Below are 16738 nucleotides of genomic sequence, written 5' to 3' on the forward strand. Positions count from 1 at the left end.
TTATTCGGAAACAAGATCTCCGGATCTTGTGTTGACGTTTTGCGTTCAGTTTTGAAGGTTCACCCTTCAGGCGTGAGCCTGTTTTGTGACTTCAAACTTGTTCTTTGAAAACTGGATAAAACGACATTGAAACAAATGAAAACAAGCAATTCATGCAAGCACGATCCCAATTGGGATCCACTTTTTAACAAACCACTTGGTTAAGTTAGAAAGGGCGCACGGTGAATGCCTTGGCACTAGGAGCCGAAGAAGGACGGCACTAACACCGATATGCTTCGGGGAGCTGTAAGTGAGCTGTGATCCGGAGATTTCCGAATGGGGGAACCCACCGCCTTTAATGGGGCGGTATCCATGTGTGAATACATAGCACATGAGAAGGCAGACCCAGGGAACTGAAACATCTAAGTACCTGGAGGAAGAGAAAGCAAATGCGATTCCCTGAGTAGCGGCGAGCGAAACGGGAACAGCCCAAACCAAGAGGCTTGCCTCTTGGGGTTGTAGGACACTCATTGTGGAGTTACAAAATCCGAATTTAAGCGAAGCGACCTGGAACGGTCCGCGAGACAAGGTAACAGCCCTGTAGCTGAAAGGTTCGGATCTCCCGAGTGGATCCTGAGTACGGCGGAACACGTGAAATTCCGTCGGAATCCGGGAGGACCATCTCCCAAGGCTAAATACTCCCTAGTGACCGATAGTGAACCAGTACCGTGAGGGAAAGGTGAAAAGCACCCCGGAAGGGGAGTGAAACAGATCCTGAAACCGTGTGCCTACAAGTAGTCAAAGCCCGTTAATGGGTGATGGCGTGCCTTTTGTAGAATGAACCGGCGAGTTACGATTGCATGCAAGGTTAAGCTGAGAAGGCGGAGCCGCAGCGAAAGCGAGTCTGAATAGGGCGAATGAGTATGCAGTTGTAGACCCGAAACCAGGTGATCTACCCATGTCCAGGGTGAAGGTAAGGTAACACTTACTGGAGGCCCGAACCCACGCACGTTGAAAAGTGCGGGGATGAGGTGTGGGTAGCGGAGAAATTCCAATCGAACCTGGAGATAGCTGGTTCTCTCCGAAATAGCTTTAGGGCTAGCCTCAATCGTTTAGAATCCTGGAGGTAGAGCACTGTTTGGACTAGGGGCCCATCCCGGGTTACCGAATTCAGACAAACTCCGAATGCCAGTGATTTATGATTGGGAGTCAGACTGCGAGTGATAAGATCCGTAGTCAAGAGGGAAACAGCCCAGACCACCAGCTAAGGTCCCCAAATATCCGTTAAGTGGAAAAGGATGTGGCGTTGCTTAGACAACCAGGATGTTGGCTTAGAAGCAGCCATCATTTAAAGAGTGCGTAATAGCTCACTGGTCGAGTGACACTGCGCCGAAAATGTACCGGGGCTAAACGGATTACCGAAGCTGTGGATGGACCTCATCTGAGGTCCGTGGTAGGAGAGCGTTCTAAGGGCGTTGAAGTCAGACCGGAAGGACTGGTGGAGCGCTTAGAAGTGAGAATGCCGGTATGAGTAACGAAAGACGGGTGAGAATCCCGTCCACCGAATGCCTAAGGTTTCCTGAGGAAGGCTCGTCCGCTCAGGGTCAGTCGGGACCTAAGTCGAGGCCGATAGGCGTAGACGATGGACAACAGGTTGATATTCCTGTACCACCTCCCCGCCGTTTGAGCAATGGGGGGACGCAGAAGGATAAGGTGAGCGCGCCGTTGGTTGTGCGCGTCCAAGCAGTGAGGCGTGGAATGAGGCAAATCCCATTCCTGATACGTTAAGCTGTGACGGCAAGAGGATTCATCCTCGAGTCCCTGATTTCACACTGCCAAGAAAAGCCTCTAGCGAGGCGGGAGGTGCCCGTACCGCAAACCGACACAGGTAGGCGAGAAGAGAATTCTAAGGTGAGCGAGTGAACTCTCGTTAAGGAACTCGGCAAAATGACCCCGTAACTTCGGGAGAAGGGGTGCTCTGGTAGGGTGTTACAGCCCGAGAGAGCCGCAGTGAATAGGCCCAGGCGACTGTTTAGCAAAAACACAGGTCTCTGCAAAACCGTAAGGTGACGTATAGGGGCTGACGCCTGCCCGGTGCTGGAAGGTTAAGGGGAGTGCTTAGCGCAAGCGAAGGTGCGAACTGAAGCCCCAGTAAACGGCGGCCGTAACTATAACGGTCCTAAGGTAGCGAAATTCCTTGTCGGGTAAGTTCCGACCCGCACGAAAGGCGTAACGATCTGGGCACTGTCTCAACGAGAGACTCGGTGAAATTATAGTACCTGTGAAGATGCAGGTTACCCGCGACAGGACGGAAAGACCCCGTGGAGCTTTACTGTAGCCTGATATTGAATTTTGGTGCAACTTGTACAGGATAGGTAGGAGCCTTTGAGCCCGGAGCGCCAGCTTCGGAGGAGGCGTCGGTGGGATACTACCCTGGTTGTATTGAAATTCTAACCCACACCCCTGATCGGGGTGGGAGACAGTGTCAGGCGGGCAGTTTGACTGGGGCGGTCGCCTCCTAAAGAGTAACGGAGGCGCCCAAAGGTTCCCTCAGAATGGTTGGAAATCATTCGCAGAGTGTAAAGGCACAAGGGAGCTTGACTGCGAGACGTACAGGTCGAGCAGGGTCGAAAGACGGGCTTAGTGATCCGGTGGTTCCGCATGGAAGGGCCATCGCTCAACGGATAAAAGCTACCCCGGGGATAACAGGCTTATCTCCCCCAAGAGTCCACATCGACGGGGAGGTTTGGCACCTCGATGTCGGCTCATCGCATCCTGGGGCTGTAGTCGGTCCCAAGGGTTGGGCTGTTCGCCCATTAAAGCGGTACGCGAGCTGGGTTCAGAACGTCGTGAGACAGTTCGGTCCCTATCCGTCGCGGGCGCAGGAAATTTGAGAGGAGCTGTCCTTAGTACGAGAGGACCGGGATGGACACACCGCTGGTGTACCAGTTGTTCTGCCAAGGGCATCGCTGGGTAGCTATGTGTGGCCGGGATAAGTGCTGAAAGCATCTAAGCACGAAGCCCCCCTCAAGATGAGATTTCCCATTGCGCAAGCAAGTAAGATCCCTCAAAGACGATGAGGTAGATAGGTTCGAGGTGGAAGCGTGGCGACACGTGCAGCTGACGAATACTAATCGATCGAGGACTTAACCAAATTGCTTTCTGAAGCGCGCGTTTCCTGTATTCAATGTCGAATATCCAGTTTTGAGTGAACAAGTCACTCTGAAAAAAATAGTCCAGTGATGATGGCAAAGAGGCCACACCCGTTCCCATCCCGAACACGGAAGTTAAGCTCTTTTGCGCCGATGGTAGTTGGGGGTCTCCCCCTGTGAGAGTAGGACGTCGCTGGGCTGATTTTTTTTTGGTCCCGTGGTGTAGCGGTTAACATGCCTGCCTGTCACGCAGGAGATCGCCGGTTCGATCCCGGTCGGGACCGTAATCTTTCAAGTAAGCACAGCGATCTCGCTGTGCTTATTTTTTTATGTCAGAAATCATTTGCAGGAAGATTATATTTTGATTTACTGCACCATCTTCGCTAAACTATGGTAAGACTTAATCGAGGTGACAGAAAGAATGATTTATACATTAGAAGTGGGATCATCCAACGAAACGGAAGCTTTCGCTGAAAAACTAGCTCTGCATTTAAACCCTCAAGATGTTTTGACGCTTGAAGGCGACTTAGGTGCGGGGAAAACTACCTTTACTAAAGGCATTGCTAGGGGACTGGGCATCAAACGGATGGTCAACAGTCCTACCTTCACGATATTAAAACAATATGAGGGCAGCTTGGATTTAAATCACTTCGATGTTTATCGCTTAGAAGACAGTGACGAAGACATCGGTTTTGATGAATTGTTTGAAAGTGAAGCGGTGTCGGTCATCGAATGGGCTCAGTTCATCGAAGAGTATCTTCCAGCGGAGCGTCTGGAAATAACACTTACCCGTCTATCAGATGAAGGGCGCAAGATTGAAATGAAACCAATTGGAACACGGTATGAATTACTGTGCAAGGAGCTAAACATATGATTTATCTAGGAATCGATACTTCAAATTCTCCATTAACTGTTGCTTTAATGAAGGACGAAAATGTTTTAATAGAAGAAACAACTAATTTAAAAATTAATCATTCTTTAACGGCAATGCCTGCCGTTGAAGAAATGATGAAAAAAGCAAAAATTTCTCCTGCTGATTTGACGCATATCGCTGCGGCTAGCGGACCTGGTTCTTACACTGGAGTCCGTATTGGGTTGACGATTGCTAAGACTTTAGCATGGTCGTTGAAGATTCCGCTTCATACAGTATCCAGTTTGAAAGTATTGGCTGCAAATGGCCGATACTTTGATGGGCTAGTCTGTCCCATCATGGATGCACGGAGGGGGACTGTTTTTACAGGTCTTTATGACGGCTCTGATTTATCAACGGTGATTGAAGATCAGCATAGTGATTTAAACGGATTTTTAGTAAGAGTAAAAGAACAGAAACAATCTGTATTGTTTACGGGAATAGATGTTGCTATTCATGAAGAAGCCATTCGTGAGGCTTTGGGGGAAGCGGCCTTTTTCAGTGGGCCACAAGACCGTCTTCCGCGCGCTTCTAATTTGATCTTCTTAGCAAAAGAAGAGGAGTCGCAAGATATCCATCATGCAGTTCCAGAGTATCAGCGAATTACGGAAGCGGAAGCCAATTATCTTAAAAGCCAAGAAGGTAAGAATCTATGAGTTCAGAAGTCACTATTCGAAAAATGACAATCGAAGATGTAGAACAGGTCTTTGAAATTGAAAAATTATCTTTTACTTTGCCTTGGACGAAAGATTCTTTTTACTACGAAATGACTACTAATGAAAATGCTTATTACGTGGTGGCTGAAACCGAACAAGGAGTTGTCGGCTATTGCGGAATGTGGCTTGTTTTAGACGAAGCGCATGTAACCAACATCGCCATTCTGCCAGATGAGAGAGGCAAGAAATTAGGTGAGCGTCTAATGAGAGCTGCAATGGATACGGCTAAGGGTCAAGGGGCAGTCCTAATGACATTAGAAGCACGTGTCAGCAATGAACCGGCTCTGAATTTGTACCGAAAGTTAGGATTTAAAAATGGTGGCATACGAAAACGGTATTATACCGATAATTTCGAAGATGCCATAGTGATGTGGGTGAATTTTAATGAATGAAGATATTTATGTATTGGGGATTGAAACCAGTTGTGATGAAACTGCCGCTTCCGTTGTGAAAAACGGAACAGAAATCATTTCCAATGTAGTGGCGTCCCAAATAGAAAGCCATAAACGTTTTGGAGGCGTAGTGCCGGAAATCGCTTCTAGGCATCATGTTGAACAAATTACGATTGTTATTGAAGAAGCACTGGCACAAGCTAATATGGAGCCTAAACAATTAAGTGCTGTCGCTGTTACAGAAGGGCCTGGACTAGTCGGAGCTTTATTGGTCGGAGTAAATGCAGCAAAAGCATTTGCTTTTGCCCACCAATTGCCTATAGTCGGTGTTCATCATATTGCAGGGCATATCTATGCTAACCGCCTTGAACAGGAAATGGAGTTTCCATTGCTGGCATTAGTGATTTCAGGCGGCCATACGGAATTGGTCTACATGAAAGAGCATGGAGATTTTGAAGTGATCGGTGAAACACGGGACGACGCAGCAGGGGAAGCTTATGATAAGGTAGCAAGAACCTTGAATCTCCCTTATCCTGGAGGTCCACATATTGACCGGTTGGCTCATGAAAGTGATGGAGCTGTTGAATTTCCGCGGGTTTGGCTGGAGGAAGGCTCATATGATTTCAGTTTTAGCGGATTGAAGTCCTCTGTCCTGAATTATATGCATAATGCGGCCCAACGCGGTGAAACAGTACCGCCGGAGCACGTAGCTGCTGGATTCCAAAACAGCGTAGTGGAAGTGGTCACGGCGAAGACACTCCGTGCTGCGACACAATATAAAGTAAAACAAGTGATAGCGGCCGGGGGCGTTGCGGCCAATAAAGGATTAAGAACGTCTTTGACTGGTACTTTTAAGGAAAAAGGCATCCCTTTCTATATTCCTACTTTGAAACTATGCACAGATAATGCAGCTATGATCGCCGCTGCAGGGACCGTGATGTTTGAAAAAGGGCATCGCGGAACTATGGCGATGAACGGCCGGCCAGGAATGGCCATGACATCCTGGAACTAAAAAGCTCAGCATTCCTGATAATCCATCAGGGAAAGCTGAGCTTTTTCCTTTAAATTCTGACTTTATTTAGAATACAGAAATAAATTTTGTCAATAGAGAACATTTGTACTTATGCACAAAATGTGTATAACATGTTCATAACTATCTGAAAAATAGGGGATTACCCAGATATTGTGTACTTGAAAGGGGAAAACTATGTGTATAACATTTTCTCCTTCTGTGGATAATGTGCATAAACCTGTTGATAGTTGATTTTATCGCTTTTAGATTGTGAACAACTTTGTGGAAATAAATATTTCGCTAAAAGGTATTGACCTATATCTAGTGAATAGAAAAACCGTATACAAAAGTATACGGTCAAGAGTGGACGTTTTCAATCTTTTCTTGTAGTTCCAGCCACAAAGCCATTTTCTCTTCAAGGGCTTCTTTAAGCTTTTCTAGTTCGGTTTGAAGCGGCAATACCCGTTCGTGATCTTGGAAAACTTCGGGAAGGCATAGCTGCTCCTCGATTTCTGTGATTTGAAGGTCCAATTGTTCCATTTCCGATTCGGTTTCTTCGGACTGGCGCATCAATTGGCGTTCCAATTTTTTTGCTTCTTTGTTTATTTGCGAAGTAGTGGGGACCGCAGAAGCTTGAGTGGCTGTCTTCGATTCCTCTTCTTCCAACGCTTTTAGTTCTTCAAGTTCGAGCTTTTTCTCCAGGTAGTAATCGTAGTTTCCTAGGTACTCAGTCGTTCCATCGCGGGTCAGTTCGATGACTTTGGTCGAAATCCGGTTCATGAAATACCGGTCATGGGAAACGAATAAAATCGTACCTGGATAGTCAAGAAGGGCATTTTCCAAGACTTCCTTGCTGTCGAGATCCAAATGGTTGGTGGGCTCATCCAACAATAGGACATTGGCTTTTTGCATCATCAATTTTGCCAAAGCGACACGGGCTTTTTCGCCACCGGAAAGTGTCGAGATCGGTTTAAGCACGTCATCACCAGAAAAAAGGAAGCGGCCGAGAATGCCTCGGATGTCTTTCTCATTCACATGCGGATAATCGTCCCACAGCTCATTCAAAAGGAGCTTATTGCCTTTAAGATTGGCCTGTTCCTGGTCATAGTAGCCAAATTGGATGCCCGTGCCGTAATGGATTTCACCGGCAAGCGGCTCAAGTTCTTTCATGATCGTCTTCAATAGTGTGGATTTCCCGACACCGTTCGGACCGACTAAAGCCAAGCTTTCCTGGCGATAGAGTTTCCACGAGATATTTTCGGACACTGGCTCATTTCCATAACCGATTGCAAGTGAACGGACATTCAAGACATCATTGCCGCTTTGCTTTTCTATGCTGAAACCGAAGCGCGCTGATTTTTCATCTCCATCCGGAGCGTCCATCCAATCGGTCTTTTCCAAAATCCTTCTTCGGCTTTGGGCCATTTTGGTGGTCGAAGCACGTACGAGATTGCGCTGGACGTAATCTTCGAGCTTTGCTTTCTCGCTTTGCTGTTTTTCAAATTGCTTTAAATCGTGTTCGTATTGCTTCGCCTTTTCATCCAAGTAGCGGCTGTAGTTTCCAGTGTACTTCTTCATGCGATGGCGAGACACTTCATAGACAAGCGTCACGACTTGGTCAAGAAAATACCGGTCATGGGAAACAATCAATAACGCGCCTGGATAATTCTTTAAGTAATTCTCAAGCCAGCTGAGGGTTTCGATGTCCAAGTGGTTGGTAGGCTCATCGAGGATCAGCAATTGAGGTTTGCTTAAGAGAAGCTTTGCCAGCATCAATCGGGTCTTCTGGCCGCCAGACAGCGAAACGATTTTCTTGTGGTAATCTTCCGAGTAGAATTTCATGCCATGCAGGATGGTCCGTGTGTCAGCTTCATACTGATAACCGCCGGCTTCTTTAAAATCATGCTGCAGCGTATCATACTCTTGCATGACTTTTTCGTATCGTGCCGGTTCATCATAGACGGCTGGATCCGCCATCTGGGCTTCAAGCTTGCGGAGTTTGGCTTCTTGTTCACGGAAATGTGTGAAAATCGTCATCATTTCTTCCCAAATGGTCGCATCGGTTTCAAGGTCCGTCTGCTGCTCCAGGTAGCCGATAGTCAGATCTTTCGGCATGATGATGTCGCCGCTATCGTATGACATTTCACCGGATATGATTTTCAATAAAGTCGATTTGCCCGCGCCGTTGCGGCCCACTAATGCAACACGGTCGCGGTGTTGAACTTCCAATTTGACGCCCGAAAGAATTTCGTCTGCTCCGAACGATTTATGGACTTGATTAACTTGTAATACTATCATGTGGGTCACCTCTATTCTCTCTTAGTGTAGCCTACAGAAGGGCGCTTCGCAATCAAGCCAGCTTTACATATGAGCCCGCCTCATGTAAGATAATATCGATTTGATACGACCTCAGGAGGTAACCTTGCATGTTGCATGAACCATCAAAAATTCCGCAAGCCACAACGAAAAGGCTGCCATTGTATTACCGGTTTCTCCAAAACTTTGCCAATGCTGGCCAGAAGCGCATTTCGTCACAGGAATTGAGTGAAGCGATGAAAATCGATTCAGCCACCATCCGCAGGGATTTTTCGCATCTCGGGGCATTCGGGAAAAAAGGATATGGCTATGACGTCCAGGATCTATTGATCTTTTTCCGCAAAACGCTTGATCAGGATGAGGCGACCAACGTTGCATTGGTCGGTGTCGGCAACCTTGGCAGTGCATTTTTAAAATATAACTTTCAACGCAACCATAATACGAAAATCGTCTTGGCATTCGACTCGAATAGCCCGGTAGAAGGGGAGAAGATCAGCGACATCGATACGTACCACCCAGACCGGATTGAAGAAAAGATTGAGGAATACGGCATCGAGTTGGTGATTTTGACCGTCCCTTCCCGCTCTGCCCAGGAAGTGACGGACCGTCTCGCAAAAACGAAGATCAAAGGCATCTTGAATTTCACGCCGGTCCGGATTGCAGTGCCTTCTCATATTCGTGTTCAGACTATCGATTTATCGGTTGAACTGCAGACGCTCATCTATCAAATTAAACAACAATGACTCAAAAAATTCACATTTGGGCAGCCGTTTGAAATAGCCAAAGTAGGTTGAATCATGTAGAATGAAACCATTAATACAGGAGGTGTCTAATATGGCTCCAGGTCCAGTTAGTTTGATAGTAATCGCTATTGTGGCATTAATCATTTTTGGCCCGAAAAAATTGCCGGAATTCGGTAAAGCCTTCGGTTCTTCATTGCGTGAGTTTAAAAACGCAACTAAAGGTTTGACAGATGACGACGATGCAGCAGACGTGAAGAAGAAAGAAGAGCAAAAGGAAATACGATAGGATGTTTGTCTGATGAACCAAAAAGACATGACTTTAGTTGAGCATATAGGCGAACTGAGAAAACGGCTGACGATTATCGCCGTTTTCTTTGTGTTAGCGCTCGTTGGCAGTTTTTTCTTGACCGAACCGCTGATCCAGTATCTGCAGTTCACCGAAGAAGCAAAAAATTTAACGCTGAATGCTTTTAAGATAACCGATCCCATTAAGATCTATATGCAAGTCATGATGGTATTGGCGCTTGTCATCATTTCACCGATCATCATGTACCAGTTTTGGGCCTTTATCAGTCCAGGCTTGCATGATACGGAACGGAAAGTCACATTAAGCTATATTCCATTTTCCGTACTGCTGTTTTTGGGCGGAATTGCTTTTTCTTATTTCATCTTGTTCCCTTATGTCATCGGGTTTATGCTCAACATATCCGATAACCTGGATATCCAAGATACGATCGGGATCAATGAATACTTCCAGTTCCTGTTCCAGATTACGCTGCCTTTTGGCATCGTCTTCCAGCTGCCGGTGCTGATGCTGTTCTTGACCCGTCTCGGAGTCATCACACCGATGTTGATGAGCAAATACCGGAAATACGCATATTTTGGGTTGATTACGCTGGCTGCTTTTATCACGCCGCCGGATATCATTTCCCATATGATGGTGACGGTTCCGTTGTTGCTGCTGTATGAATTCAGTATCATCATCGCCAAAATCGGCTACCGCAAGTTCTTGAAAGCGGAACAGAATTTAATCATCGAAGAACAAAAACAAGGCCTTCACGAATAAATCGTGAAGGCTTTTTTGTTTATTCATTATGTCCAGCTCCGGTGCCCAGCTTCTCGAGGTCTTAAGCTTGTCGAGGCTAAACGGGCACCTCTGCTTTTCTTTATGGCTGGAGGCCCTCCAAGTATTTGGTAAAGGTTTCGATTTTGTCCATGTTCAACTGAATGAGCATGACGAAAGCATTAAGCAGGATATGCGCGATGATCGGTGTAATGATGCGCTTTGTTTTCTGGTAGATGAATGCGAGCACAAGGCCTGTCGAGAAGTAAACGAGCAGGTGACTGAATTCAAGATGGACTAGCGCAAACACGAGCGCGCTGATCGCGGTCGCGATAAAGAAATTGGTCGTTTGGTTTAACGAGCCGAAGACGACGCGGCGAAAAACGAGTTCTTCCATGACAGGTCCGAAAAAGACAATTGCTAAGATCGTTAGCGGTACGACTTCGGCGACACTGACGAGCGACATCGTATTCTCAGAGCCCGGTTCGATGCCGAGAACTTTCATTTCGATCAGCGAGGCGATGATCTGTCCGAAATAGACCAGGAAAAAGCCCAAGACACCCCAGCCGATCGATGCCCAGAGTCCGGCTTTTTTGCCGTTCCAAATATTGAAGAAGTTTTTATCGCGCAAAACGAAAATCATCATGATGATAAAGCCGATGGCCATGCTCGACACGATGAGCCAGCCGGAAGTGGTGGCTTCTGCAGTATCGGGATCTAGGCCTTGGCCGAGGAAATAATTATAAGTGGGCACTACGACTAGAGCGGGTGCTAACTGGATCACGATAAAAGTCAATAAAATATAGAGAGGAGTCTTCGGCATTTTGCGGCCGTATTTTTTCTTCGCGGGTTTCTTTGAAAAAGTGTCTCCATTCTTTTTTTGCAGGGAAGTTGATTTCATAGAGGCAATTCCTTTCGTCTTTGAATTCTTCTTTCATTGTAGTGGTTTCAAAACATTACCGCAAAGAATAAAAAACACGGAAGGTTTTGACTTGCAAATCACATTGGATTTTATTAAACTGAGAAGTGGGTTAGCACTCAAGTAGTGAGAGTGCTAATCGAGAACATTTAGATAATTCGAGGAGGGTGTTTCATTTGTTAAGACCATTAGGAGATCGCGTAATTATTGAGCTTTTAGAAGCGGAAGAAAAAACTTCAAGCGGGATTGTACTGCCGGGTTCAGCGCAGGAAAAACCGCAGGAAGGCAAAGTGATCGCTGTAGGTAATGGAGTCATCCGCGACAATGGACAGCGCACTGAACTGGAAGTCAAAGAAGGCGACCGGATCATCTTCTCTAAATACGCAGGTACTGAACTTAAATATGAAGGCAACGAATACTTGATCTTGCGCGAAAACGATATTTTAGCAATTTTAGGCTAATACATTTCAATAGACATTGAGGAGGAAGACTAAACATGGCAAAAGATATTAAATTCAGCGAAGATGCACGCAGCTTGATGCTGAAAGGTGTAGATAAATTAGCAGATGCAGTTAAAGTGACATTGGGGCCAAAAGGGCGCAACGTCGTTTTAGACAAGAAATTCGGTTCTCCGCTCATTACCAATGATGGGGTAACCATCGCAAAAGAAATCGAACTTGAAAATGCTTTTGAAAACATGGGAGCGAGACTTGTTGCGGAAGTGGCTTCTAAAACAAATGATATCGCTGGCGATGGTACGACAACTGCAACGGTTCTGGCTCAAGCGATGATCCGTGAAGGCTTGAAGAACGTTACAGCTGGTGCGAACCCTGTCGGCATCCGCCGCGGAATCGAAATGGCTGTGGAAAACGCAGTCAATGAATTAAAAGCGATTTCGAAGCCGATCGAAGGCAAAGAATCGATTGCACAAGTTGCAGCGATTTCATCCGGCGACGAAGAAGTCGGCAAATTGATCGCTGAAGCAATGGAACGCGTTGGCAACGACGGCGTTATCACGTTGGAAGAATCACGCGGCTTCACAACGGAACTTGATGTTGTGGAAGGGATGCAATTCGACCGCGGTTACCAGTCTCCATACATGGTGACGGATTCAGATAAAATGGAAGCGGTTCTTGATAACCCGTTCATTCTTGTAACAGACAAGAAAATCGGCAATATCCAAGAAATCCTTCCTGTCCTTGAGCAAGTAGTTCAACAAAGCAAACCATTGTTGATCGTAGCAGAAGACGTTGAAGGCGAAGCGCTAGCTACATTAGTCGTCAACAAATTGCGCGGAACATTCAACGCAGTAGCTGTTAAAGCTCCAGGATTCGGCGATCGCCGTAAAGCGATGCTTGAAGATATCGCGGCACTAACGGGCGCTGAAGTGATCACAGAAGATCTAGGCCTTGAGCTGAAATCAACGAACATCACACAGCTTGGACGCGCTTCAAAAGTGGTTGTGTCGAAAGAAAACACAACAATCGTGGAAGGCGCTGGCGACCAAGAGAAAATCGTTGCCCGCGTAACTCAGATCCGCAACCAATTGGAAGAAACTTCATCTGAATTCGACAAAGAGAAATTGCAGGAACGTTTGGCGAAACTTGCTGGCGGTGTTGCAGTCATCAAAGTCGGAGCGGCTACTGAAACAGAGTTGAAAGAACGCAAACTTCGCATCGAAGACGCATTGAACTCAACTCGTGCAGCAGTAGAAGAAGGAATCGTTGCAGGTGGGGGTACGGCGTTAGTGAACGTCTACAACCGCGTAGCAGAGCTTCTTGAAACACAAGAAGGCGACGTAGCAACAGGCGTCAACATCGTGCTTCGTGCACTTGAAGAGCCGGTTCGCCAAATCGCGACAAATGCAGGCCTTGAAGGGTCAATCATCGTTCACCGCCTGAAAACAGAAGAAGTCGGAGTCGGCTATAATGCGGCAAACGGCGAATGGGTGAACATGGTTGAACAAGGAATCGTTGACCCAACAAAAGTAACGCGTTCAGCACTTCAAAACGCAGCTTCTGTTGCAGCAATGTTCTTGACGACTGAAGCAGTAGTTGCAGACATCCCGGAACCGGCAGCACCAATGGGCGGAATGCCTGATATGGGCGGCATGGGCGGCATGATGTAATTATTTATCAAACTAAACTCTCAACTCTCAACCCTCAACCCTCAATCTGACAGGGTTGAGGGTTTTTTTATTTGTCTTTGCTGCTCCATGCCATTCCATAATCTATGGTAAAATTAATGAAATGCAGCCGCTTTACGGGGGTTTGGCAATTAGTAATTGGGGTGTTATGTGATGACCACGTTTCAAGAACTGCAAATGTATAAGAATTTTAATGAACTGGCCAATGATTTATTGGATTTGGCGAAAGAGATTTTGCCTGGCCACTTAATCTATTTGACTTCTCATAGTGATACGCAGCAAGTCATCTTAAAGTTTTCGAATGAAGATACGAGTATTGTGGTGGGGGAAGGATTGGTATTAAACCTTAACGATACTTTATGCAACCGGATTAATTTTCAAGAAAACGAACCTTTAGTTTACGAAGACACGAAAAAAGAAAGCAGTTTGACAGGGCTTCAAAGTAAGCTTGATCAAATGAAAATCCGGTCTTATTTAGGGCTGCCGATTTCTCATATAAATGGTGAAAAGTTCGGGACCTTGTGTGCAGTCAATGATAAAGTCAGCCACTTCGATCCCAAAAATATTCAGCTGCTGCAAAAAATTGTCCGGATGTTTTCTTATTATCTTGATTTGGAACGTTTGGCTTTCCGGGATGCTTTAACGGATTTGTATAATCGACGGTATCTTTTTAAGTTTTTTGAGAGCCATTCCGAAGCGGGTGGCGTGATCTACTACTTGGACCTGGACGGCTTTAAACAGGTAAATGATTTCTGTGGACATGATGAAGGGGATCAAGTCTTGAAAGAAGTCGCTTCAAGGCTGCAACGGCTCGTAGCGGACGGGCTGGGTGCTTTTGTAGTTAGAATAGGGGGAGATGAGTTTGTTATCCACTTTTCCGGTGTTTCTGACCAAGAAGAAATAAATGAACAAGCAGAAGCGATCATTCTCGCTTTGAGTGCATGGGAACAAGGCTATGCCCTTTCTGCCAGCGTAGGGATTGCGAGTTACCCTGCAAATTATAAGGGCGCGTTGGAACCGCTGCTCAAACAAGCAGATGAAGCTTTGTATCTTGCCAAAGCTGAAGGAAAGAATACTTATAAGTTTTTCTGAAAAGACATCCTTTCTCTTCACAAGCCAACTGGCGAGTGAAGAGTTTTTTATGTTCGATATTCGTTTCTTTCCACAGGCGCCTGACTCGTGTAAACTAGTTAAGGTTAAGAAATACCCGATGATGAATTAAAATGTGGTTTCGTTTAATAGATGAGGAATTTCGGGTAAAGAGTGTGCTTTTTGCCCCGCGATGAAAGGATTGAAAGTTGGATATGAAAGAGAATTTTTGGCGTGATTTGCCGCGGCCATTCTTTATACTCGCGCCGATGGAGGAAGTCACGAATGTGGTGTTCCGGAAAGTGGTGGCGAAAGCTGCACGTCCCGATGTGTTTTTTACGGAGTTCACGAATACGGAAAGCTATTGCAACCCGGACGGTGTTTTCAGTGAAGAAGGACGATTGGTCTTTACCCCCGATGAGCAGCCGATGGTGGCACATATTTGGGGCAATAAGCCTGAGCAGTTCCGCGAGATGAGCATCGGGATGGCGAAACGGGGCTTTAAAGGCGTCGATATTAATATGGGCTGCCCGGTATCCAACGTAGCGACAAAAGGGAAAGGAAGCGGCATGATCCGTTTTCCGGACAACGCAGCGGAAGTGATCCAAGCGGCGAAGGCTGGCGGATTGCCGGTCAGTGTCAAAACCCGCCTTGGCTACACGAGTGTAGAGGAATGGAGAGCTTGGCTTTCGCATGTGCTCGAGCAGGATATCGCCAATTTGTCGATCCATTTGCGGACCAAGAAAGAAATGAGCCGCTTGCCGGCACATTGGGAGCTGATCCCTGAAATCAAGAAACTGCGGGATGAAATTGCTCCGGATACCTTGATCACCATTAACGGAGATATTCCAGACCGCAAGATAGGCATGGAATTAGCTGAGAAATACGGCATTGATGGCGTCATGATCGGGCGTGGGATTTTCCGGAATCCGTTCGCTTTTGAAAAAGAGCCGCGCGAGCATAGCGATGCAGAAATGCTTGAGCTTTTAGAGCTGCAGTTGGATTTGCATGATTATTACTCCACGGAAGAAGAACCGTTGCCGTTCAGACCGCTTCGCCGCTTCTTTAAAATCTATGTCAGCAATATTGCAGATGCAGATGAATTCAGAAGCCAATTGCTGAAGAGTGAATCGACGGATGAGGCGCGGGCATTGCTTCAAACATTTAAACAAAGAATTGCAGTTGGTTGATTCAGCTGCCTGTATCAAAAGATCACCGACCTATGCAGCACATAGATCGGTGATCTTTTTGCGGTAAAAACAATAAAATAAGTTCAAATTATGTCGGCGCTTTCAAAAGTTTATCCGTATATGACACCTATCACTAGCGGCCCTCAGGTGCGTCAGGTAAGTTAGCCGTATCAGAAAGCTGCTTCCGATATGGAATCGCATTTAAAGGAGAAACTAGTAGATGAAAAAAATAGCTTGGATTACCGATACAGCCGCTCAATTAAACGATCATTTTATTCGAAAATATCAAGTTTATGTACTCCCGCTCAGTGTTGTTTTTTCAGATGGGGTTTATAGAGAGTCCATCGATTTTACACAGGAAGAATTTTATGGGAAATTGCGCTTGGCGCATGTCTCCCCAAAAACTTCGCAGCCGGCTATTGGCGAAATGATTGCCCTATATGAAAGAATTCAGGCAGCCGGCTATGATTCCGCAATTGCGCTTCATTTGTCCAGCGGCCTTTCGGGAACCTTTGCAACCGCACAGTCGGCAGCAGAAATGACCGATTTAAAAGTATTCCCCGTTGATTCGAAAATTGGATCATTCCCGATGGTCAAGATGATTGAAACAGGAGCCGAGCTGCTTGCTGCGGGCAAAGAGGCAGAAGATGTGGTGACTGTGTTAAAGGGCATGGCAGCTAAATCGCATCTTTCATTTATTCCTTCTAGCTTGAATCAATTGCACAAAAGCGACCGTGTTTCAGGAACCCAGGCTTTTTTAAGCAATATCCTGAACATAAAATTGGTCATTACTTTTGAAGATGGAGTAACGGTCCTGAAAGAAAAAGTCCGTTCCAATAAGCGGGCAAAAAACAGGGTCGTTTCATCGCTGCGTTCAGATATGGCGAAAGGGGCTGTACCGGAAGTGGCTGTCAACCATTGCAATAATGCAGCAGATGCAGAAATTTGGAAAAACGAGCTTTTGGAAGAGTTTCCAGACCTCAACGTGCAAGTTGTCCAGCTCAGTGTTTGTGTAGGGGTTCACGCTGGTGAAGGGACAACCGGTTTGAGCTGGGTGGCTTATTAAAGAAGCTGCAAAAGTCCTCAAATTCCGAAGCTGAATTTAATCTAT

Annotated in this window: 14 protein-coding genes, 1 tRNA gene and 2 rRNA genes; 15 read left to right on the forward strand and 2 right to left on the reverse strand. The window is 46.2% G+C overall.

The window, feature by feature from the left end; genetic code table 11:
* Nucleotides 1-198: 198 nt before the first annotated feature.
* The 7 genes from AC2EXB_RS03150 to tsaD all read left to right on the forward strand — a co-directional run bounded on the left by AC2EXB_RS03150 (nt 199) and on the right by tsaD (nt 6161).
* Nucleotides 199-3133, forward strand: a 23S ribosomal RNA gene (locus tag AC2EXB_RS03150).
* A gap of 81 nt (nt 3134-3214) precedes the next feature.
* Nucleotides 3215-3330, forward strand: a 5S ribosomal RNA gene (rrf, locus tag AC2EXB_RS03155).
* A 12-nt stretch (nt 3331-3342) separates the two neighbouring features.
* A tRNA-Asp gene (locus tag AC2EXB_RS03160) sits at nt 3343-3415 on the forward strand.
* A 137-nt stretch (nt 3416-3552) separates the two neighbouring features.
* Nucleotides 3553-4005 carry a tRNA (adenosine(37)-N6)-threonylcarbamoyltransferase complex ATPase subunit type 1 TsaE gene (gene tsaE / locus AC2EXB_RS03165; RefSeq protein ID WP_235198194.1) on the forward strand — a complete coding sequence of 151 codons (453 nt, stop codon included), beginning with the start codon at nt 3553-3555 and terminating at the stop codon, nt 4003-4005.
* Complete coding sequence (gene tsaB, locus AC2EXB_RS03170; RefSeq protein ID WP_483603593.1) at nt 4002-4697, forward strand: tRNA (adenosine(37)-N6)-threonylcarbamoyltransferase complex dimerization subunit type 1 TsaB; 696 nt, start codon at nt 4002-4004, stop codon at nt 4695-4697. Before tsaE ends, tsaB begins: the two co-directional genes overlap by 4 nt.
* Nucleotides 4694-5149, forward strand: coding sequence for a ribosomal protein S18-alanine N-acetyltransferase (gene rimI, locus AC2EXB_RS03175; protein ID WP_235198196.1), 456 nt, complete (start codon nt 4694-4696; stop codon nt 5147-5149). The genes tsaB and rimI overlap by 4 nt, the downstream gene beginning before the upstream one ends.
* Nucleotides 5142-6161 (forward strand): tRNA (adenosine(37)-N6)-threonylcarbamoyltransferase complex transferase subunit TsaD, encoded by a 1020-nt coding sequence (gene tsaD / locus AC2EXB_RS03180; protein ID WP_235198197.1) that lies wholly within the window; start codon nt 5142-5144, stop codon nt 6159-6161. Before rimI ends, tsaD begins: the two co-directional genes overlap by 8 nt.
* A 357-nt stretch (nt 6162-6518) precedes the next feature.
* On the opposite strand, the gene AC2EXB_RS03185 is transcribed toward tsaD, so the two are convergent.
* Nucleotides 6519-8459: an ABC-F family ATP-binding cassette domain-containing protein gene (locus AC2EXB_RS03185; RefSeq protein WP_483603596.1), complete on the reverse strand. Its 1941-nt coding sequence runs from the start codon at nt 8457-8459 to the stop codon at nt 6519-6521.
* A 128-nt stretch (nt 8460-8587) separates the two neighbouring features.
* Between AC2EXB_RS03185 and AC2EXB_RS03190 the strand changes: the two genes are divergently transcribed.
* From AC2EXB_RS03190 to tatC, 3 genes are all read left to right on the forward strand, one after another.
* Nucleotides 8588-9220: a redox-sensing transcriptional repressor Rex gene (locus AC2EXB_RS03190; RefSeq protein ID WP_235198198.1), complete on the forward strand. Its 633-nt coding sequence runs from the start codon at nt 8588-8590 to the stop codon at nt 9218-9220.
* 91 nt (nt 9221-9311) lie between these two features.
* On the forward strand, nt 9312-9506 hold the full coding sequence (tatA, locus tag AC2EXB_RS03195; protein WP_052653090.1) for a twin-arginine translocase TatA/TatE family subunit: 195 nt from the start codon (nt 9312-9314) through the stop codon (nt 9504-9506).
* Between the two features lie 12 nt (nt 9507-9518).
* Entirely contained in the window at nt 9519-10286 is a 768-nt protein-coding gene (gene tatC / locus AC2EXB_RS03200; RefSeq protein ID WP_235198200.1) for a twin-arginine translocase subunit TatC, read from the forward strand.
* Between the two features lie 100 nt (nt 10287-10386).
* On the opposite strand, the gene AC2EXB_RS03205 is transcribed toward tatC, so the two are convergent.
* Entirely contained in the window at nt 10387-11184 is a 798-nt protein-coding gene (locus AC2EXB_RS03205) for a lysostaphin resistance A-like protein (RefSeq protein ID WP_483603598.1), read from the reverse strand.
* Nucleotides 11185-11378: 194 nt separating this feature from the next.
* Between AC2EXB_RS03205 and groES the strand changes: the two genes are divergently transcribed.
* The 5 genes from groES to AC2EXB_RS03230 all read left to right on the forward strand — a co-directional run bounded on the left by groES (nt 11379) and on the right by AC2EXB_RS03230 (nt 16693).
* The gene (gene groES / locus AC2EXB_RS03210) at nt 11379-11663 is read left to right on the forward strand and encodes a co-chaperone GroES (RefSeq protein ID WP_052653086.1); all 285 of its coding nucleotides are present in this window, start codon (nt 11379-11381) and stop codon (nt 11661-11663) included.
* A 35-nt stretch (nt 11664-11698) separates the two neighbouring features.
* Nucleotides 11699-13330 carry a chaperonin GroEL gene (gene groL / locus AC2EXB_RS03215; RefSeq protein ID WP_235198202.1) on the forward strand — a complete coding sequence of 544 codons (1632 nt, stop codon included), beginning with the start codon at nt 11699-11701 and terminating at the stop codon, nt 13328-13330.
* Between the two features lie 171 nt (nt 13331-13501).
* Nucleotides 13502-14440 (forward strand): GAF domain-containing protein, encoded by a 939-nt coding sequence (locus tag AC2EXB_RS03220; protein WP_483603599.1) that lies wholly within the window; start codon nt 13502-13504, stop codon nt 14438-14440.
* 212 nt (nt 14441-14652) lie between these two features.
* A complete protein-coding gene (locus tag AC2EXB_RS03225; RefSeq protein WP_483603600.1) occupies nt 14653-15627 on the forward strand; it encodes a tRNA dihydrouridine synthase in 975 nt (324 codons plus the stop codon).
* Between the two features lie 220 nt (nt 15628-15847).
* Nucleotides 15848-16693, forward strand: a complete 846-nt coding sequence (locus AC2EXB_RS03230) for a DegV family protein (protein WP_483603601.1) — start codon at nt 15848-15850, stop codon at nt 16691-16693.
* Nucleotides 16694-16738: the final 45 nt, after the last annotated feature.

The sequence above is a fragment of the Planococcus alkaliphilus genome (genome assembly GCF_057031095.1).